Source organism: Kineococcus sp. NBC_00420, assembly GCF_036021035.1.
GTDB lineage: Bacteria > Actinomycetota > Actinomycetes > Actinomycetales > Kineococcaceae > Kineococcus.
In genome coordinates this window covers 4,287,349-4,304,171 of the sequence record NZ_CP107930.1, presented here as the reverse complement: position 1 = coordinate 4,304,171, position 16,823 = coordinate 4,287,349, and the positions used below count along the sequence as shown (strand labels likewise).

Here is a 16,823-nt window from a genome sequence, read left to right as displayed (position 1 = left end):
CGGGGGCGGGGCCTGCTCGCGTCAGGCGTCGGGTGCGACCAACGGCGACCACCAGCGCTCCGCCGGGACGGCGAGGACGCCCTCCCCGACGCAGACCCCGTCGTGGACGACGACGGTTCCGGCCTGCGTCCGGCTCCAGCGGCGGCGGAAGCCCCGCACGCGGCCGGTGAGCTGCGCGACCTCCACCAGGTCCGGGCCCGTGACGAGGTAGTGGGTGCCGTGCGGGAGCGGGACGACGTCGGCGCGGACGACGTCCACGCGCACCCCGTCCTCCACCCCGCTGGCGAGGACCTTCTCGCCCCGCCGCTTCGGGGTGCGCAGGCCGGCGGACTGCAGGCGGCGCAGCAGCTCCCGGGTGCTGACCCGGGTGGCGCCGGCGGCGACGGCCTCCTCGACGCGCTCCTCGGGGACGTCGTAGTGGTCGCCCTCGAAGGCTCGGCGGGGGATCCCGAGGCGGGCGGCGAACGCGTGCAGCTCCTCGGTGGAGGTGTCGCTGGCGAGGTGGGCCCACCACCGGCCGTGGCCGGGGAAGCGCGCGGTGTCGACGAGGACGGTCACGCGCGGGCCGTCCGTGCGTGCACAGGGTGCGACCACTGCTGGACCAGGCGCGGATCTGTGGACAACGCGGCGGTGCTCCCCCGGTGGCGACCTACGTTCCTCGTGCGCCGGGTCGTCCGGTCGTTCACGAGTCCGCGGGCGTGTCCCGCGGGGAGGAGGATCCCATGAGCCGGTTCGAGGTCGACAGTGCACGCGTCCAGCAGGCGAGCGCCGCCGTCGCCGTCTCCTCGGGCAACGTCGCCACCGAGGTCGAGGGCATGATGCGGCACCTGCTGGATCTGGAGTCGTGCTGGAAGGGCAGTGCGGCGTCGAGCTTCCAGGCCCTGACGCAGCGGTGGCGTCTCACCCAGGACCAGGTGCGGACCACGCTGGAGGAGATCCAGCAGGCGCTGGCGCGGGCCGCGCAGCAGTACGCCGACGTGGAGTCGGCCAACGCCCGGATGTTCACGGCCTGACGCAGCGGAGGCCCCGCGCTCGGTGCGCGGGGCCTACCGGTGGTGCGCCTCGATCAGGCGGCGTGCGAGAGCGGCGTCATCTGCGCTCCGGGGACGCTCCAGCGCATCTCCAGGTGCCGACGGCCCGACGCGTCGCGGACCTCGATCCAGTGCGCGGTGGGCGTAGCACCCGTGGTCAACGTGGCCTTGGTCTGAGTGTTGTTCATGTGCCACCTCCTGTTCATCTTCCGTTCACTTTACCGGTCAGTAGAGGATCGGCAAGCCACACCGGAACTTCACACGTAGTGACCTGTCCCACACGATCGATCACCTCCCCCCGGGAACGGGTCCGCCCGCGCGCCCCGCCTTACCCTTGGTGGGTGACCCCTGTCGATCTCGGTGTGCCCCGTCTGCGGCGCAGCCCGAGCACGGACGCCGACGCCCCGCGCTTCGCGACGGGGGCCCTGGTCGACCAGCACGGCCGGACGGCGCGCGACCTCCGGGTCTCCCTCACCGACCGCTGCAACCTGCGCTGCCACTACTGCATGCCTCCCGAGGGCCTGCCGTGGCTCGAACGCAGCCGGGTACTGGACGACGAGGAGACCATCCGGTTGATCCAGGTCGCGGTGCGCGACCTGGGCGTCCACGAGGTGCGCTTCACCGGCGGGGAACCGTTGCTGCGCAAGGGTCTGGAGCGGATCGTGGCCGCGACCACCGCGCTGCGCACCGACACCGGGGAGCCCGTCCGCACGTCGCTGACCACCAACGGCATCGGTCTGCACCGGCGGGCCACGGCCCTGGCCGAGGCGGGACTGACCCGGGTGAACGTCTCCCTGGACACCCTGCGTCCCGACCGCTTCGCCGAGATCACCCGGCGCGACCGCCTCGCCGACGTCCTGGCCGGCATCAGCGCGGCCGCCGCCGCCGGCCTGGCCCCCGTCAAGGTGAACGCCGTGCTGCTGCGCGGGACCAACGACGACGAGGCCGCCGACCTGCTCCGCTGGGCCCTGGAGGGCGGCTACCGACTGCGGTTCATCGAGCAGATGCCGCTCGACCCGCACGGCACCTGGCGCCGCGAGGACATGATCACAGCTGAGGAGATCCTGGCCGCCCTGCAGGCGGAGTTCACCCTGCTGCCCCGTCCGGACAGCGCGCGGGGTGCGGCACCGGCCGAGACCTGGGACGTCGTCGGGGCCGACGGCCTGCTGGGCGACGTCGGGATCATCGCCTCGGTCACCCGGCCGTTCTGCGGGGACTGCGACCGGACACGGCTGACCGCCGACGGCCAGGTGCGGACCTGCCTGTTCTCCAGCACGGAGACGGACCTGCGCGACGCGATGCGCTCCGGTGCGGACGACGCGAGCCTGGCCGCGACGTGGCGGGCGGCGATGTGGGGCAAGCTCCCCGGCCACGACATCGACGACCCGGCCTTCCTGCACCCCACCCGGCCGATGAGTGCGATCGGTGGCTGAGTCGGTGGCTGAGGAGGTGGACGAGGTCTCGGTGCTGGTGCGCTTCTTCGCCGGTGCGGCCGCGGCCGCGGGGGTGGAGGAGGAGAAGGTGCTCGTCCCGGTCGGGGCCACGGTCGGCTCCCTCGTCGAGACCCTCGCGCTCCGCGGCCCCGAACTGGCCCGGGTGCTGGCCGCCTCCAGCTTCCTGGTCGAGGCCGTCTCGGCCCGCCCGGAGGACGCCCTCGCCGACGACGTCACCCTCGACGTCCTGCCCCCCTTCGCCGGGGGCTGAGCTCAGCGGCCGAGCCGGGCGATCGAGCCGGCCAGGTGCACCCGCATCGCCGCCCGAGCGGTCTCGGCGTCGCCGCGTTCAAGCCCGCTCAGCACCGCCTCGTGCTCGGACACCACCTGCTCCAGCGATCCCGGTTCACCGGCCAGGCGGGCGCTGGGCATCGCGATCATCGGCTCGCCCAACGTGCCCACCAGGTCGGCCAGGTACCGGTTCCCGGACGCGACGGCGATCGCGCTGTGGAAGTGGAAGTCCGCGCCGACGGCGTCCGCCGCCCGGTCCTGGGCGGCGGCGAACGACCTCGCCGCGCGGCGCACGACGGCGAGCTGCTCCTCGCTGCGCCGGGTGGCAGCCAGGGCGGCCGCCTCGGTCTCCACCCCGAGGCGGAACTCCAGCAGCTGGACGCGGTCGGCCCGGGAGCCACCGATCTCGGGCGCGAACGTCCGCCCGCTCGGCCGGGCCAGCACGAACGACCCGCGTCCCTGCTGGGTCTCGACCAGGCCGGCGGCCTGCAACCGCGACATCGCCTCGCGCACCACCGTGCGCGACACCGAGAACTCCCCGACGAGCTCGCTCTCGGAGGGGACGGGCCGTCCCGGGGCGAGGTCGCCGTCGATGATCCGGGCGCGCAGGACGTCGACGAGGGCCTGGGTGCGGGTGGTGGTGCGGGTGGTCACGAGACGCCGAACTCCACGGAGTCGGTCGTCCACGCCCGGGCCTGGTCGGTGAGGGTGAATCCCAGCCCCGGACGGTCCGGGACGATCATGCGCCCGTCGACGGTCTCGAGCCGTTCCTCGAAGAGCGGGTTCAGCCACTCGAAGTGCTCCACCCACGGCTCCCGCGGGTAGGTCGCCGCGAGGTGCAGGTGGATCTCCATCGCGAAGTGCGGCGCGAGCTGCAGCCCCGCCTGGTCGGCGAGCGCGGCGAGGCGCAGGAACGGGGTGATGCCGCCGATGCGGGGGGCGTCGGGCTGGATGACGTCGGCGGCGCCGTGCTCGATGAGGGCGATGTGCTCACCCACGCTGGAGAGCATCTCCCCCGTCGCGATCGGGGTGTCCAGCGCGCGGGCGAGGTCGGCGTGACCGACGGCGTCGTAGGCGTCGAGGGGTTCCTCGATCCAGACCAGGTCGAACTCCTCCAGCGCGCGCCCCATCCGCAGCGCGGCGGGCCGGTCCCACTGCTGGTTGGCGTCGACCATGAGCGGGACGTCGGCCCCGAGGTGCTCGCGCACGGCGGCGACCCGGCGCAGGTCCTCGCGCTGGTCGGGCTGGCCGACCTTGATCTTGATGCCGCCGATCCCGGCCGCGAGCGACTCGTCGGCGCGGGCCTGCACCTGCGCCAGCGGGGCGTGCAGGAACCCACCGGAGGTGTTGTAGGCGCGGACGGAGTCGCGGTGGGCGCCGAGCAGCTTCGCCAGCGGCAGTCCGGCGCGTTTCGCCTTGAGGTCGTAGAGGGCGATGTCCAGCGCCGCGATGGCCTGCGTCGCGACGCCGCTGCGCCCGACGGAGGCTCCGGACCAGAGGAGCTTCGTGTAGACCCTGGCGATGTCGTTGGGGTCCTCGCCGAGCAGGTCGGCGGCGACCTCGCGAGCGTGGGCGTACTGCGCCGGCCCGCCGGCGCGCTTGGAGTAGCTGAACCCCGTCCCCGAGAAGCCCTGGTCGGTGCTGATCTCGGCGAAGAGGAACACGATCTCGGTCATCGGCTTCTGCCGGCCGGTGAGGACCTTGGCGTCGCTGATGGGCGTCGGGAGCGGCAGGGTCGCCGTCGAGAGCTTCACGTGGCGGACGCGGTCGGGGACGTAGTGCGCCTGGACCCGGGGTGCGGGTTCGTCGACGAGGGTCACGGAACTCAGCTCCTTCGCTGTCGGTCCACTCATCCTACGAGTCGATCAACTCGTCCGACAAGTGCTCAGCCCAGGAAGGGTTCGGGGTCGAAGGTGCCGTTGCGGCGCCGGAACTCCCCCGCCGTGTCCGGCCACAGCAGCGTCAGCCGGCCGCTGCGCTGATCGACGTACCAGCTCGAACACCCGCCCTGCAGCCACACCGAACGCGCCGCCATCGCGTCGACGTCGGCGGTGTAGGCCTGCTGCGCGGCCCGGGAGACCTCCAGCGAGCGGTCGTGGGTCCCGAGGTGGTCGAGGGCACCCAGCAGGTAGCCGAGCTGGCTCTCGATGACGTGCAGGGCCGAGTTGTGCCCCAGGCTCGCGTTCGGGCCGTCGAGGACGAACAGGTTCGGGAACCCGTGCACGACGGTCGAGGCGTGCGACACCATCCCCTCCGCCCACGCCTCGTCCAGCGTCAGCCCGTCCCGCCCGACCACGCGGCGCGCGTAGGGCTGACGGGTCGCGTGGAACCCCGTCGCCAGCACGACGACGTCGAGGTCGTGGCGGGACCCGTCCTCGGCGAGCGCGCTGCGCCCCTCGTAGCCGACCAGGGCGGGCGCCAGGGTCACGTCGTCACGACCCAGCGCGGGGTAGAAGTCGTCGGAGAGCAGGACGCGCTTGCAGCCCACCTCGTAGTCGGGGGTCAGCGCCGCGCGCAACGCCGCGTCCGGCACCTGCGCCGCGAGGTGGTCGAGCGCCCTGCGCCGCAACGGCTCCAGCGCGGACGGGACCAGCCGTCGGGCGGCCAGACCACGCTCCATGTCGGTGAACGTCTCCTCCCGGACCGCCGCCGGGACCCGCGGGTCGGCCGTGAACTCCGCGAGTTCCGCGGCGCTGTAGGCCCGGTCCCCGCGCGGCACGACGTAGGGGGCGCTGCGCTGGAACACCGTCAGGTGCGCCGCGGCGGCGGCGAGCCGCGGCACCACCTGCACCGCCGAGGCTCCCGTCCCGACGACCCCTACCCGGGCGCCCGCGAGGTCGAGGGAGTGGTCCCAGCGCGCGGTGTGGAAGACCGGCCCGTCGAAGGCGTCGAGGCCGGCGGGCACCCGGGGTTCGGTGAGCCGGCCCGCCGCCAGCACGAGGACCCGGGCGCGCACGGTCCCGGTGCTCGTCGCGAGCACCCAGTGGTCCTCCTCCCACCGGGCCCGGAGGACCTCGGTCCGCAGCCGGACGTGGTCGGCAACCTCCCGGGCGCAGGCCCGCAGGTACTCCTGGATCTCGGCGCCGGGGGCGAACACGCGCGACCAGTCGGGTTTCGGGGCGAAGGAGTAGGAGTACAGGTGCGACGGGACGTCGCAGGCGACCCCCGGGTAGGTGTTGTCGCGCCAGGTCCCGCCGACCTCCTCGCCCCGTTCCAGGACGACGAAGCTCTCCCGGCCGCGGCGGGACAGCTGCAGGGCGGCACCGAGACCGGCGAACCCCGCCCCGACGATCGCCACGTCGATCCGGACGTCGGTCATCGACGGACGGGATCCCCGTAGCGCGTGGTCCGTTGCCGCAGCGGACGTCCCAGCCGCTCCGCGAGCGCCGCGGCGTCCGCCCGGGTGAGCGTCGTGCCCTGCTCCTGCCCGGCCGAGGGGTCCAGCGAACCGTCCAGCAGCAACCCGCCGAGGTCGTCGGCACCGCCCCGCAGCAACTGCTCGGTGAGGTCCAGGCCGTGCTTGGGCCACGCGGCCTGGACGTGGTCGATGCGGCCGTCGAGCAGCAACCGCGCGACCGCGTGCAACGCCCGGACCGCCCGCGGTGAGGGGCCGGCCGGCGAGGGCATGGCGATGAACTCGGTGAACCCCTGGGTGCGCGCGGCGGTGTCGGCCAGCAGCCGGAGGTGGGCGACCTGCTGGGCCGGGGTCTCCGGGCCGCCGTGGACCAGCGTGCTCGTCGAGGTCAGTCCGACCTCGTGCGCGGTGGTGACGACCTCCAGCCAGCGGGCGACCGGCAGGTCCGCGACCCCGTCGTTCAGCACGGTCCGCACGTCGTCGTCGAGGACCTTCGCGGCCGTCCCGGGCACCGAGCCGAGCCCGGCGTCGCGGGCGGCGAGTAGGAACTCGCGGACGCTGGAACCCCGGCGCCCCGCGGCGTCGAGGACCTCCGGGACCCGGAAGGCGTGCAGGTGGATCCCGGGCGCAGTGGACGCGACCACCTCGACGAGGCGCAGGTAGCCCTCGGCCCCGGCGGCGGCGGGCACCGCGCCCTGGACGCAGACCTCGGTCGCCCCCAGCGCGGCGGCCTCCCGCACCAGGTCGCGCACGTGGCCGGGGTCCGCGCCGACGAGGGTGCCGTCGAGGTTGCGGTTCACCACGAACGTCAGCGCGTCACCCAGCCGATCGCGCCGGACCGCGTCGGCGAGCGCGGCGAGTTCCTCGAGGTCCTCGCCGTCGGCGGCCAGCAGGACCACGGCCTCGGTGTCGGTCAGCGCGTGGTGGTCGCGCGCGGCTCCCGTGAGCGCCGCACGGACCGAGACATCGGGAACGGGCACCGCAGGAGGCTAACCGCCGCCGGTGGCCTCAGGGACAGGCGACCCACTCGGAGGTCCCGTCGGTGAAGTGCTGGTGCTTCCAGACCGGCAACCGGTCCTTGACCTCGTCGACGAGACGCGCGCACACCGCGAACGCCTCCCCGCGGTGCGCGGCGGAGACCGCGACGGCGAGGGCGACGTCACCGATGGCGAGGTGACCGAGGCGGTGGCTCACGGCGACGGCGTCGACGGGACTGTCGGCGACGACCTCGGCGACCACCGCGGCGAGCACGTCGGCGGCGCCGGGGTGCCCGACGTACTCGAGCTCGCGCACCGGGGCACCGTGGTCGTGGTCGCGGACCACGCCGGCGAAGGTGACGACCGCCCCGGCGGCGCGGTCCCCCACGAGGCGGGCGTGCTCGTCGACGTCGAGGGGCTCGGTGCTGACGGCGGTCCGCACGACCCGACGGGCCGGGACGGACAGCCGCGACGCGTCGGGCCGCGCGCCAGGAGTCGATGCGGTGCTCACGAGAACGAGGGTAGGTGTTTCGCGACCCGGCACCGTGGGAGAGACTCCCTCGGTGACGCACGTGAGCGGTTGGCGGGTCGTCGTCCCCGTCAAGGGCGGAGGTGAGGCGAAGTCCCGCCTCGCCCTGCCCGGTCCCGCACGCCGGTCCCTGGCGCTGGCGATGGCGCTGGACTGCCTCGCCGCCTGCCTCGGGACACCCGGGGTCGGCCTGGTCGTCTGCGTCAGCGACGACCCCGACGTCACCGCCGCCGCCCGCGCGACGGGGGCGGTCACCGTCTCCGCGGGTCGTCCCGGGTTGGGGGCCGCGATCGAGGCCGGTGTCGCCTGCCTGGACCGCGGCCCCACCGCCGTCCTGCTCGGCGACCTGCCCGCCCTGCGACCGGAGGACCTCGCCGCCGCCCTGGCGGAGGCGCTCGCCCTCCCCGGCCCGGCCCTGGTCACCGACGCCGACGGGCGGGGCAGCGTCCTGCTGGCCGACCGGGACGGCGCGCCCCCGCACCGCTTCGGCCCGGACTCGGCCCGGGCCCACCGGGCGGCCGGAGCCCGCGCGCTGACCGCGCCCTACCCGTCGCTGCGGCGCGACGTCGACACCGTCGACGACCTGGCCGAGGCCCTCGCCCTGGGGGTCGGCCCCCGCACCGCCGCCGTCCTCGCCTCCGCAGCGATCCCCCTGCCCTGAACCCACTTCCCTGAACCACCGCCCTGAACCGCAGCACCGGAAAGGCACCATGAGCAACCCCCTGCCGTCCCCGCGACGCCGCCACGCGGCGCCGGTCAGCGCCGCCCCCACGGCCGCCGAGATCACGGACGCCCTCGAGCTCGCCGCCCGCGGCGAACTCGACGCCAGACACGCCGAGGTCCTGCTGCACGCCCGCGGTGACGACCTGCAGGCGCTGTGCGCCCTCGCCGGGCCCGTCCGCGACGCGGCCATGGCCCGGGCCGGACGCCCCGGGGTGGTCACCTACTCCCGCAAGGTGTTCGTCCCCATCACCCGGTTGTGCCGGGACCGCTGCCACTACTGCACCTTCGCCACCGTCCCCGGTCGGCTGCCCGTGCTGTTCCTCTCCGAGGACGACGTGCTGGAGATCGCCCGCGACGGTGCGGCGATGGGCTGCAAGGAGGCGCTGTTCACCCTCGGGGACGCCCCCGAGGACCGCTGGCCCGCGGCCCGCGCGTGGCTGACCCAGCGGGGTTTCTCCTCCACGCTCGACTACGTCCAGCACCTGGCCCGTCGCGTCCTCGACGAGACGGGGCTGCTTCCGCACCTCAACCCCGGCGTCATGTCCTACGAGACCCTGCTCGCCGCCAAGCCGCTCGCCCCCTCGATGGGGATGATGCTCGAGACGACGTCGAGCCGGTTGTGGACCGAACCGGGGCAGGTGCACTACGGCTCCCCCGACAAGGACCCGGCCCTGCGGATGCGGGTCCTGCGCGACGCCGGCCGGGCCGGGGTGCCGTTCACGACGGGGATCCTCGTCGGCATCGGCGAGACCCTCGCGGAACGCGTCGACTCGATCCTGGCGATCAGGGACGTCATCGCGGAGTTCGACGGGATCCAGGAGGTCATCGTCCAGAACTTCCGCGCCAAGGACGACACCGCCATGCGCGGGGAGGAGGACCTCGGCCACAGCGAGTACCTCGCCACCATCGCCGTCTCCCGGTTGCTGCTCGGGCCGGGCGTCTCGCTGCAGTCCCCGCCGAACCTGTCGGACCCGGGCCAGCGCGAACGACTCCTCGCCGCCGGCGTCGACGACTGGGGCGGGGTGTCCCCGCTGACCCCCGACCACGTGAACCCCGAACGCCCCTGGCCGCAGCTCGACGACCTCGCCGAGACCACCCGGGCTGCGGGTTTCCGCCTCGCCGAGCGGCTCACCGCCCACCCGCGGTTCGTCCTCGACGCCCTCGCCGGCGGGACGCGCTGGATCTCCCCGGAACTCCTGCCGAGCCTCGCGGCGCTCGCGGACCCGGAGACCGGACTCGCCGTGGAGTCGGCGAGACCCGTGGGAAGGTTGGCCGCGTGACGTTGGAGATCCCGCCCCCCACCGACGCCGAGGTCGCGATGGCCCGGTTCGTCGGGGCCCAGCTCGTCCCCGACGGCCGACCCCAGGTCGAGGAGTTCCTGAACCGCGAGGAGACGCAGTCCCTCGACGTGCTGACCGCGCACGACTGCCCGTCGCCGGGGTTCACCTCGGTGTCGACGATCTCGCTGCACCGTTCACCGAACCTGGTGAACGGCAACGACATCCGGGTCGAGCTCGTGACCGTCCTCGAAGGTGTGGAGCCGCGCCTGGCGACGGGGCTGCTCGTCGCGTCGTCGTTCACGGCGATGGGCGAACCCTGGCCGCTCTCGCCCGGGGTCGTGTTCCCCGGCATCGTCGCCGACCTCCTCGGCGGCCGGACCGAGCACCTGGTGTTCACCGCCCCGGGGAACTTCCCCCGGTTGCAGCGCTGGACGCTGGAGGCCGACGAGCTCCAGCCGGGGACCGACGTCTACTGGTTGCAGGCCGTCCCGATCCACGAGGTGGAGCGGAAGTACCTGCTGGCCCACGGCCTGGACGCGCTGGAGAACCGGTTCGCCGACGCGGAGATCGCGTTCTACGACGTCGGACGCGACCCCGTCGCGCTCTGAGGCCCGCGGTCACCCCGGCGACGCTACCGATCCGCCTCCGGCAGCAACCGCGACGGTGCCTTCGCGGCCCAGGCGTCCTGCAGGGCTTCCTCCAGGTCCGCGTCGTCCACCGCGTCGAGGGCGACGAGGTAGGCGGCGTACCCGGCGAAGTGGGGGATGTCGAAGAACCCCACCCGCCCCTGCGCCAGTACGGACTCCTTCTCCCCCAGGTCCTCGCAGGCGATCGCCAGGATCGGGCCGGTGGGGACGGGATCCGCGCGGAACCGCTTGACGTCGGCCTTGGTGAACGGCCGCTCCCAGGTGAAGCCCTGCCCGGCCACCGACCAGGCCCGGTGCCGGAAGCGCTGCCCCACCTCCACCTCGGGCAGGGCGGAGGCCAGGCGGTGCACGTCGTCGTAGGTCGCCACCGGTACCTCCGGGTCAGGGATGCGTCAGGGGTGGGTCAGGCCGATGCGGTCGGTGTAGGCGTTGGCGAACTTCCGGCCGGGGTCGTGGCTCGCGACGAGGGCCCGCATGTCGTCGAAGCGCGGGTAGAGGCTCGCGAGGCGGTCTGCGGAGGCCGCGAACAGCTTGCCCCAGTGCGGGCGCACGTCGAACGGCGCCAGGGCCGCCTCGACCTCGGCGACGGCCGCGATGACCTCGGCCTGGCGCTGCTTGTAGGTGAAGTGGAACGCGACGGTGTCGCGCTGGTAGGCGCTGGAGAGCCACAGGTCGTCGGCGGCGACGGTGCGGATCTCGCACATGTGCAGCAGGGGGGCGATCGAGGGGCCGAGGTCGCGCAGGGCCGCGATCACCCCTAGCGCGTTCTCCCGGGCCACGAGGTACTCGACCTGCAGTTCCTCCCCGTTGCTCGGGGCGAAGCTGAACCGGAAGTGCGGCAGCCGTTCGTGCCACGGGCCGGGGATCCCGAGCTGCTCGGTGGCGTTGCGGATGTCGACCTCGGGCAGCGGGTGCAGGGGTTCGCTCGCCCGGCGGGCGCCGAAGAGTTCGGTCGGGGCGTCGGCGCTGTCGCTGACGCGGGTCTTGAGCCACACCTGGGTGGTGTCGCTGCCGATCCAGTTCGTGTAGACGCTGACGCTGTAGGCGGCGGAGGTGACCGCGTCGAAGTTCGCGGTGAACGCCTCGAAGGACAGTCCCGAGTAGACGTCCTGGCGGACCGCGTAGGTCGGGAGCACGTCGAGCTCGAGGTGGGTCACGATCCCCAGCGAGCCGAGCGCCACGACGCTGCCGGGGAACTCCGCGTCGCCGCGTTCGACCCGTCGCACGTCGCCGTCCGCGGTCACCAGCTCCACGGCGCGGACCGCGCCGGCGAGGTTCTGCGTGCCGTCACCCGAGCCGTGAGTCGCCGTGGAGACACCCCCGGCGACGCTGATGTGCGGCAACGAGGCCATCGTCGCCAGCGCGACCCCGGAGTCCTGCAACCGTTGGGCGAGCACGCCGTAGCTGGTGGCGGCGCTGACCCGGGCGCTGCCCGCGGCGGAGTCGACCTCGACCTCGGTCGGGAGGTCCTCCAGGGTGACCATGTCGCCCGGGGAGTCCGCGATGTCGTTGAAGCAGTGCCGCGTCCCCACGGCCCGCACGCGCCCGGTCGACGCGACCACGGCGCGCAGCTCGTCGAGGGAGGTCGGGCGGTGCAGGGTGCCCGCGCTGTAGGCGTAGTTGCGGGCCCAGTTGACCCCGGGGGCGGTGGTGGACGACGTCGTCGTCGAGGTGCTCACGGGAAGACGGTAATCGATGGAACCCCGGCTGCTCACGTCACCGGGCGTCACCGGACGACGTCGTAGACCAGCTTCGTGATGCCGTTGGGGTAGGTCTGCGACTCGCGGACGGTGAGCAGCTGCCTGTCCTTGTCGGTGGTGCTGAACAACCGCTTCCCGGCGCCGAGCAGGACGGGGAAGACGAGCAGGTGGTAGCGGTCGACGAGGCCCGCGTCGGCCAGGGAGGCCCCCAGGGTGGCGCTGCCGTGCACGGCGATCGGCCCGCCCTCGGTCTCCTTCAGCGCCGCGACGTCGTCGACCGAGCGCAGGATCGTGGCGGGCCACCGCGCGTCGTCGTGCTCCAGCGTCGTGGAGACGACGTAGCGCGGCATGGCGTTGTAGGCGGCGAAGTCGTCCATCGTCGGCCAGACCGGGGCGAAGGCCTCGTAGCTGGTGCGGCCCAGCAGCAGCGCGGTGGTCTCCCCCGTCTCGCGACCCTTGATCTCGTAGGCCGCCGGGTCGAAGGCGATGTCCTGGAACGTCCAGCCGGCGTTGCGGTAGCCGGGCTCGCCGCCCGGGGCCTCCACGACGCTGTCGAGGGAGGTGAAGGCGGTGATGATGAGGGTGCGCATGGTTCTCCTGGGTCGCGTCCTGCGGTTCTGCCCATCTGACCGCACGCCGCTCCGGAAGTCATCGACCCCCACGGCTCCTCTGCTCCCCTACAGCGGCGACCGCCGACGACCGATGTTCACCCGGTCGGCTCTTCCTGGCGTCGGCTCCGACGGGAACGAGGACCACTCATGGGAAAGCTGCGCGATCTGAACATCGCGTCGAAGCTGTTCGTCGGCTTCGGCATCGTCTGCCTGCTGCTGGCCGCCGTGGCGGCCCTGGGCATCTCCCGCCTGCACTCCTCGCAGGACACGGTGACGGCGATGTCCGACGTGGTCGTCCCCGGAGTCCAGAACATCGGGACGGTCAAGTACGCCTTCGCCCAGTCCCGCGCCGACCTGGCCTCCTCCGCCCTGGCCAGCGACGCGTCGGCGACCTCCGCCGCGCTGCAGGCGGTCAGCGCCGACGACGCCCAGCTCGACGCGGCGTGGAAGGTCTACCTGGCCACCGACCCGGTCTCGACCGTCGCCGACCGGGAGTCCTTCGCCGCCGACCTCGCCACCTACCGCACCGGACGGGAGAAGCTCATCGCTCTGGCGAAGGCGAACGACCAGGCGGGCTTCATCGCCGAACGTGACGCGGCGAGCGTCCCCCTCGCGCGGGGGATCTACACCATCCTGGACCGCATCCAGAAGGCGGAGACGGACAACGCCACGGCCACCGCGCAGCGCGGAGCCCAGAGCTACCGCACCGCCGTGGTCCTCCTCGTGGCCGTGGGCGTCCTCGCCCTCGTCCTCGCCGCGGTCGTCGCCGTCGTCGTGGCCCGCTCCATCGCCGGCCCCCTGGGCCGCGCCCTCACCGTCGTGCGGGGCCTGGCGCAGGGCCGCCTGGACCAGCGGGTGGGCTACAGCGCCAAGGACGAGGTCGGCCAACTGTCCGGGGCCCTCGACGTGACCATGGACCGGCTCACCGAGACGATGCGCCGCATCGCCGGCAACGCCGCGACCCTCGCCGCCTCCAGCGAGGAACTCACCACCGTCGCCACCCAGCTCTCCTCCGGCGCCGAGGAATCCGCCACCCAGACCCAGGTCGTCTCCGCCGCCACCGAAGAGATCTCCGCCAACATCGGCACCGTCGCCGCCGCCGGGGAGGAGATGACCGCCGCGATCCGCGAGATCGCCACCTCCACCGCCGAGGCCTCCTCGGTCTCCGCCGACGCCGTGTCCAGCGCGTCGCAGGCCTCGGAGATCCTGGACCGCCTCTCCGCCTCCTCCCGCGAGATCGGCGACGTCGTCAAGCTCATCACCTCCATCGCCGAGCAGACGAACCTCCTGGCGCTGAACGCCACCATCGAAGCCGCCCGCGCGGGGGAGATGGGCAAGGGCTTCGCCGTCGTCGCCGGGGAGGTGAAGGAACTGGCCCAGCAGACCGCTCGGGCCACCGAGTCCATCACCACCCGGGTGGCGGCCACCCAGGCTGACGCGACCGAGGCCGCGTTCGCCATCGGCGGCATCAGTGAGGTCATCGCCCGCATCGACGGGTTGCAGGCCACCATCGCCGCGGCGGTGGAGGAGCAGTCGGCGACGACGTCGGAGATGGTGCGCAACGTCACCGAGGTCTCCTCGGGGAGTCAGGAGATCGCGTTGAACATCTCCGGCATCGCCGCTGCGGCGGATCAGACCACGGCGGGGGCGACCCACACGGCCACCACCGCGGGGGAGGTCTCGCGCGCCGCCGTCGAGCTCAACGAGCTCGTCGGCTCCTTCACCCTTCCCCGCGTCTGATCCCGCCCGACCCGGGTGACGGACGGGTCCGACAACGCCACGAGGGCGGCCTCCCTGATCGGGAGACCGCCCTCGCGGGTGGTGCAGGTGCTACGGAGTGGCTGGACTCAGAAGTCCATGCCGCCCATGCCGCCGTCGCCACCGGCCGGGGCCGCAGAGGCCTTCTCCGGCTTGTCGGCGATGACGGCTTCGGTGGTGAGGAAGAGCGCCGCGATGGAGGCGGCGTTCTGCAGCGCGGAGCGCGTGACCTTCACCGGGTCGTTGATGCCCGCGTCGAGCAGGTCCACGTACTCGCCGGTCGCGGCGTTGAGGCCGTGTCCGGTGGGCAGGTTGCGGACCTTCTCCGCCACGACGCCGCCCTCGAGGCCGGCGTTGATGGCGATCTGCTTCAGCGGAGCCTCGATCGCGACCTTGACGATGTTCGCCCCGGTCGCCTCGTCGCCGACGAGCTCGAGCTTCTCGAAGGCCAGCACACCGGCCTGGATGAGGGCGACGCCACCACCGGCGACGATGCCCTCTTCGACGGCAGCCTTCGCGTTGCGGACGGCGTCCTCGATGCGGTGCTTGCGTTCCTTGAGCTCGACCTCGGTCGCCGCGCCGGCCTTGATGACGGCCACGCCGCCGGCCAGCTTGGCGAGACGCTCCTGGAGCTTCTCGCGGTCGTAGTCGGAGTCGCTGCGGTCGATCTCGGCGCGGATCTGGCCCACGCGACCGGCGATGGCGTCGGCGTCGCCGGCACCTTCGACGATGGTGGTCTCGTCCTTGGTGACGACGACCTTGCGGGCGCGGCCCAGCAGGTCGAGGTCAGCGGTGTCGAGCTTGAGGCCGACCTCCTCGGAGATGACCTGGCCACCGGTGAGGATGGCGATGTCGCCGAGCATGGCCTTGCGGCGGTCGCCGAAGCCCGGGGCCTTGACGGCGACGGACTTGAAGGTGCCGCGGATCTTGTTCACGACCAGGGTCGCGAGGGCTTCGCCCTCGACGTCCTCGGCCACGATCACGAGCGGCTTGCCCGACTGCATGACCTTCTCCAGCAGCGGGAGCAGGTCCTTCACGGTGGAGATCTTGGAGTTGAGGATGAGGATGTAGGGGTCCTCGAGCTCGGTCTCCTGACGCTCCGCGTCGGTGACGAAGTAGGGCGAGATGTAGCCCTTGTCGAAGCGCATGCCCTCGGTGAGCTCGAGCTCGAGCCCGAAGGTGTTGCTCTCCTCGACGGTGATGACGCCTTCCTTGCCGACCTTGTCGAGCGCCTCGGCGATGAGCTCGCCGATCGAGGCGTCACCGGCGGAGATCCCGGCCGTGGCCGCGATCTGCTCCTTGGTGGTGACTTCCTTGGCGGCGGCGACGAGCTGCTCGGTGACAGCCTCGACAGCCTTCTCGATGCCGCGCTTGAGGCCCATCGGGTTCGCACCCGCAGCCACGTTGCGCAGACCCTCGCGGACGAGCGCCTGGGCGAGGACGGTCGCCGTCGTGGTGCCGTCGCCGGCCACGTCGTCCGTCTTCTTGGCGACTTCCTTGACGAGCTCGGCGCCGATCTTCTCGTACGGGTCCTCGAGCTCGATCTCCTTGGCGATGCTGACACCGTCGTTGGTGATCGTGGGGGCGCCCCACTTCTTCTCAAGGACGACGTTGCGGCCCTTGGGGCCGAGCGTCACCTTGACCGCGTCGGCGAGCTGGTTCATCCCGCGCTCGAGACCACGACGGGCCTCTTCGTCGAAGGCGATGATCTTGCTCATGCCTGGTGTTCCTCCCAGAAGACGGGCGGTGGGCGGTCGGTCGGGTGCCCGCGACGGACGGCCGACCTGAACCGGGGTCACGTCCCCCAGCGCCTGTCGACCTCACCGGACCGGCCAGGGAGCTTCGCTCCCGGGTCGAGTGCAGTTGTCACTCTCGACTCGAGAGTGCCAACGCCAATGTTGGCACTCTCACCCCCCGAGTGCAAACCCCCGGAGGCCTCGGACGGTGCGCGAGTGCGGGCGGGCTGGTGCCCGGCCTCCGGGAGGACCGGGGGCCGGGCACGGTCACGCCGGGGGGCGCCGCGCCGGGTCAGACGGCGCGGACGCTCTCGGCCTGGGGGCCCTTCTGGCCCTGCCCGACCTCGAACTCGACGCGCTGACCCTCCTCGAGGGAGCGGTAGCCGTCGGCCACGATCGCGGAGTAGTGGACGAACACGTCCGCCCCACCGTCGTCGACGGTGATGAAGCCGAAGCCCTTCTCGGAGTTGAACCACTTCACGGTGCCCTGAGCCATTGCCTTCTCCTGGTGGTGCAGCGAGCGGAAGAACGGCGCCGGCGGGCACCGGAGCCGGGTCTCACGCTGCCCGCGGCGACGAGAGCCGAGGGCGACGCCCGACGTGCGCCCCCCGAGAGGACGTGTCCGTCGAACTGATCGACCGGGGCTCAGATTAGTGCGGGGAGGGGCTGGTGGGACAGGGTTCGAGGAACCTCGTCTTCACGAAACGGTCACGTCGTCCTCACCGCGGCAGACACCCGAGAGGCGTCGCTCA

At 72.8% G+C, this 16,823-nt stretch carries 18 protein-coding genes and 1 pseudogene; 7 read left to right on the top strand and 12 right to left on the bottom strand.

The window, feature by feature from the left end; all coding sequences use genetic code 11:
• Window positions 1-21 precede the first annotated feature (21 nt).
• A complete protein-coding gene (locus tag OG218_RS21250; RefSeq protein WP_328295214.1) occupies window positions 22-558 on the bottom strand; it encodes a DUF4031 domain-containing protein in 537 nt (178 codons plus the stop codon).
• 164 nt (window positions 559-722) lie between these two features.
• Here OG218_RS21250 and OG218_RS21245 point away from each other — a divergent pair, with 164 nt between their 5' ends.
• Window positions 723-1,013 carry a WXG100 family type VII secretion target gene (locus OG218_RS21245; RefSeq protein ID WP_328295213.1) on the top strand — a complete coding sequence of 97 codons (291 nt, stop codon included), beginning with the start codon at window positions 723-725 and terminating at the stop codon, window positions 1,011-1,013.
• Window positions 1,014-1,066: 53 nt separating this feature from the next.
• Here the strand turns inward: OG218_RS21245 and OG218_RS21240 are convergent, their stop codons facing one another.
• Window positions 1,067-1,219 carry a hypothetical protein gene (locus OG218_RS21240; RefSeq protein WP_328295212.1) on the bottom strand — a complete coding sequence of 51 codons (153 nt, stop codon included), beginning with the start codon at window positions 1,217-1,219 and terminating at the stop codon, window positions 1,067-1,069.
• Window positions 1,220-1,372: 153 nt separating this feature from the next.
• Between OG218_RS21240 and moaA the strand changes: the two genes are divergently transcribed.
• Window positions 1,373-2,464, top strand: coding sequence for a GTP 3',8-cyclase MoaA (gene moaA / locus OG218_RS21235; RefSeq protein ID WP_328295211.1), 1,092 nt, complete (start codon window positions 1,373-1,375; stop codon window positions 2,462-2,464).
• A 4-nt stretch (window positions 2,465-2,468) separates the two neighbouring features.
• Window positions 2,469-2,735 carry a MoaD/ThiS family protein gene (locus OG218_RS21230; protein ID WP_328295210.1) on the top strand — a complete coding sequence of 89 codons (267 nt, stop codon included), beginning with the start codon at window positions 2,469-2,471 and terminating at the stop codon, window positions 2,733-2,735.
• A 2-nt stretch (window positions 2,736-2,737) separates the two neighbouring features.
• Here OG218_RS21230 and OG218_RS21225 read toward each other — a convergent pair whose 3' ends face one another.
• From OG218_RS21225 to OG218_RS21205, 5 genes are read right to left on the bottom strand one after another with little or no spacing between them, the layout of a single operon-like run.
• Entirely contained in the window at window positions 2,738-3,409 is a 672-nt protein-coding gene (locus OG218_RS21225; protein ID WP_328295209.1) for a FadR/GntR family transcriptional regulator, read from the bottom strand.
• A complete protein-coding gene (locus OG218_RS21220; protein ID WP_328295208.1) occupies window positions 3,406-4,608 on the bottom strand; it encodes an L-talarate/galactarate dehydratase in 1,203 nt (400 codons plus the stop codon). Before OG218_RS21220 ends, OG218_RS21225 begins: the two co-directional genes overlap by 4 nt.
• A 32-nt stretch (window positions 4,609-4,640) precedes the next feature.
• Window positions 4,641-6,074, bottom strand: a complete 1,434-nt coding sequence (locus tag OG218_RS21215; RefSeq protein WP_328295207.1) for a flavin-containing monooxygenase — start codon at window positions 6,072-6,074, stop codon at window positions 4,641-4,643.
• Complete coding sequence (locus OG218_RS21210) at window positions 6,071-7,090, bottom strand: FO synthase (RefSeq protein WP_328295206.1); 1,020 nt, start codon at window positions 7,088-7,090, stop codon at window positions 6,071-6,073. The genes OG218_RS21215 and OG218_RS21210 overlap by 4 nt, the downstream gene beginning before the upstream one ends.
• 28 nt (window positions 7,091-7,118) lie before the next feature.
• Window positions 7,119-7,553 carry a molybdenum cofactor biosynthesis protein MoaE gene (locus OG218_RS21205; RefSeq protein ID WP_380162186.1) on the bottom strand — a complete coding sequence of 145 codons (435 nt, stop codon included), beginning with the start codon at window positions 7,551-7,553 and terminating at the stop codon, window positions 7,119-7,121.
• Window positions 7,554-7,650: 97 nt separating this feature from the next.
• On the opposite strand from OG218_RS21205, the gene cofC reads away from it, so the two are divergent.
• The 3 genes and pseudogenes from cofC to OG218_RS21190 all read left to right on the top strand — a co-directional run bounded on the left by cofC (window position 7,651) and on the right by OG218_RS21190 (window position 10,227).
• Window positions 7,651-8,277, top strand: a complete 627-nt coding sequence (gene cofC / locus OG218_RS21200; RefSeq protein ID WP_328295204.1) for a 2-phospho-L-lactate guanylyltransferase — start codon at window positions 7,651-7,653, stop codon at window positions 8,275-8,277.
• 49 nt (window positions 8,278-8,326) lie between these two features.
• Window positions 8,327-9,607: pseudogene (gene cofG / locus OG218_RS21195) on the top strand (7,8-didemethyl-8-hydroxy-5-deazariboflavin synthase CofG); the annotation flags it as partial.
• An 8-nt stretch (window positions 9,608-9,615) separates the two neighbouring features.
• Entirely contained in the window at window positions 9,616-10,227 is a 612-nt protein-coding gene (locus tag OG218_RS21190; protein WP_328295202.1) for a suppressor of fused domain protein, read from the top strand.
• A 23-nt stretch (window positions 10,228-10,250) separates the two neighbouring features.
• On the opposite strand, the gene OG218_RS21185 is transcribed toward OG218_RS21190, so the two are convergent.
• From OG218_RS21185 to OG218_RS21175, 3 genes are read right to left on the bottom strand one after another with little or no spacing between them, the layout of a single operon-like run.
• A complete protein-coding gene (locus OG218_RS21185) occupies window positions 10,251-10,634 on the bottom strand; it encodes an MmcQ/YjbR family DNA-binding protein (RefSeq protein ID WP_328295201.1) in 384 nt (127 codons plus the stop codon).
• Window positions 10,635-10,658: 24 nt separating this feature from the next.
• The gene (locus OG218_RS21180) at window positions 10,659-11,945 is read right to left on the bottom strand and encodes a D-arabinono-1,4-lactone oxidase (protein ID WP_328295200.1); all 1,287 of its coding nucleotides are present in this window, start codon (window positions 11,943-11,945) and stop codon (window positions 10,659-10,661) included.
• 47 nt (window positions 11,946-11,992) lie between these two features.
• Entirely contained in the window at window positions 11,993-12,556 is a 564-nt protein-coding gene (locus tag OG218_RS21175; protein WP_328295199.1) for a dihydrofolate reductase family protein, read from the bottom strand.
• A 168-nt stretch (window positions 12,557-12,724) separates the two neighbouring features.
• On the opposite strand from OG218_RS21175, the gene OG218_RS21170 reads away from it, so the two are divergent.
• Window positions 12,725-14,317: a methyl-accepting chemotaxis protein gene (locus tag OG218_RS21170; protein WP_328295198.1), complete on the top strand. Its 1,593-nt coding sequence runs from the start codon at window positions 12,725-12,727 to the stop codon at window positions 14,315-14,317.
• A gap of 107 nt (window positions 14,318-14,424) precedes the next feature.
• Here OG218_RS21170 and groL read toward each other — a convergent pair whose 3' ends face one another.
• Both groL and OG218_RS21160 read right to left on the bottom strand, forming a co-directional pair.
• Window positions 14,425-16,053: a chaperonin GroEL gene (gene groL / locus OG218_RS21165; RefSeq protein WP_328295197.1), complete on the bottom strand. Its 1,629-nt coding sequence runs from the start codon at window positions 16,051-16,053 to the stop codon at window positions 14,425-14,427.
• A 310-nt stretch (window positions 16,054-16,363) separates the two neighbouring features.
• Window positions 16,364-16,567 carry a cold-shock protein gene (locus tag OG218_RS21160; RefSeq protein ID WP_328295196.1) on the bottom strand — a complete coding sequence of 68 codons (204 nt, stop codon included), beginning with the start codon at window positions 16,565-16,567 and terminating at the stop codon, window positions 16,364-16,366.
• Window positions 16,568-16,823 lie beyond the last annotated feature (256 nt).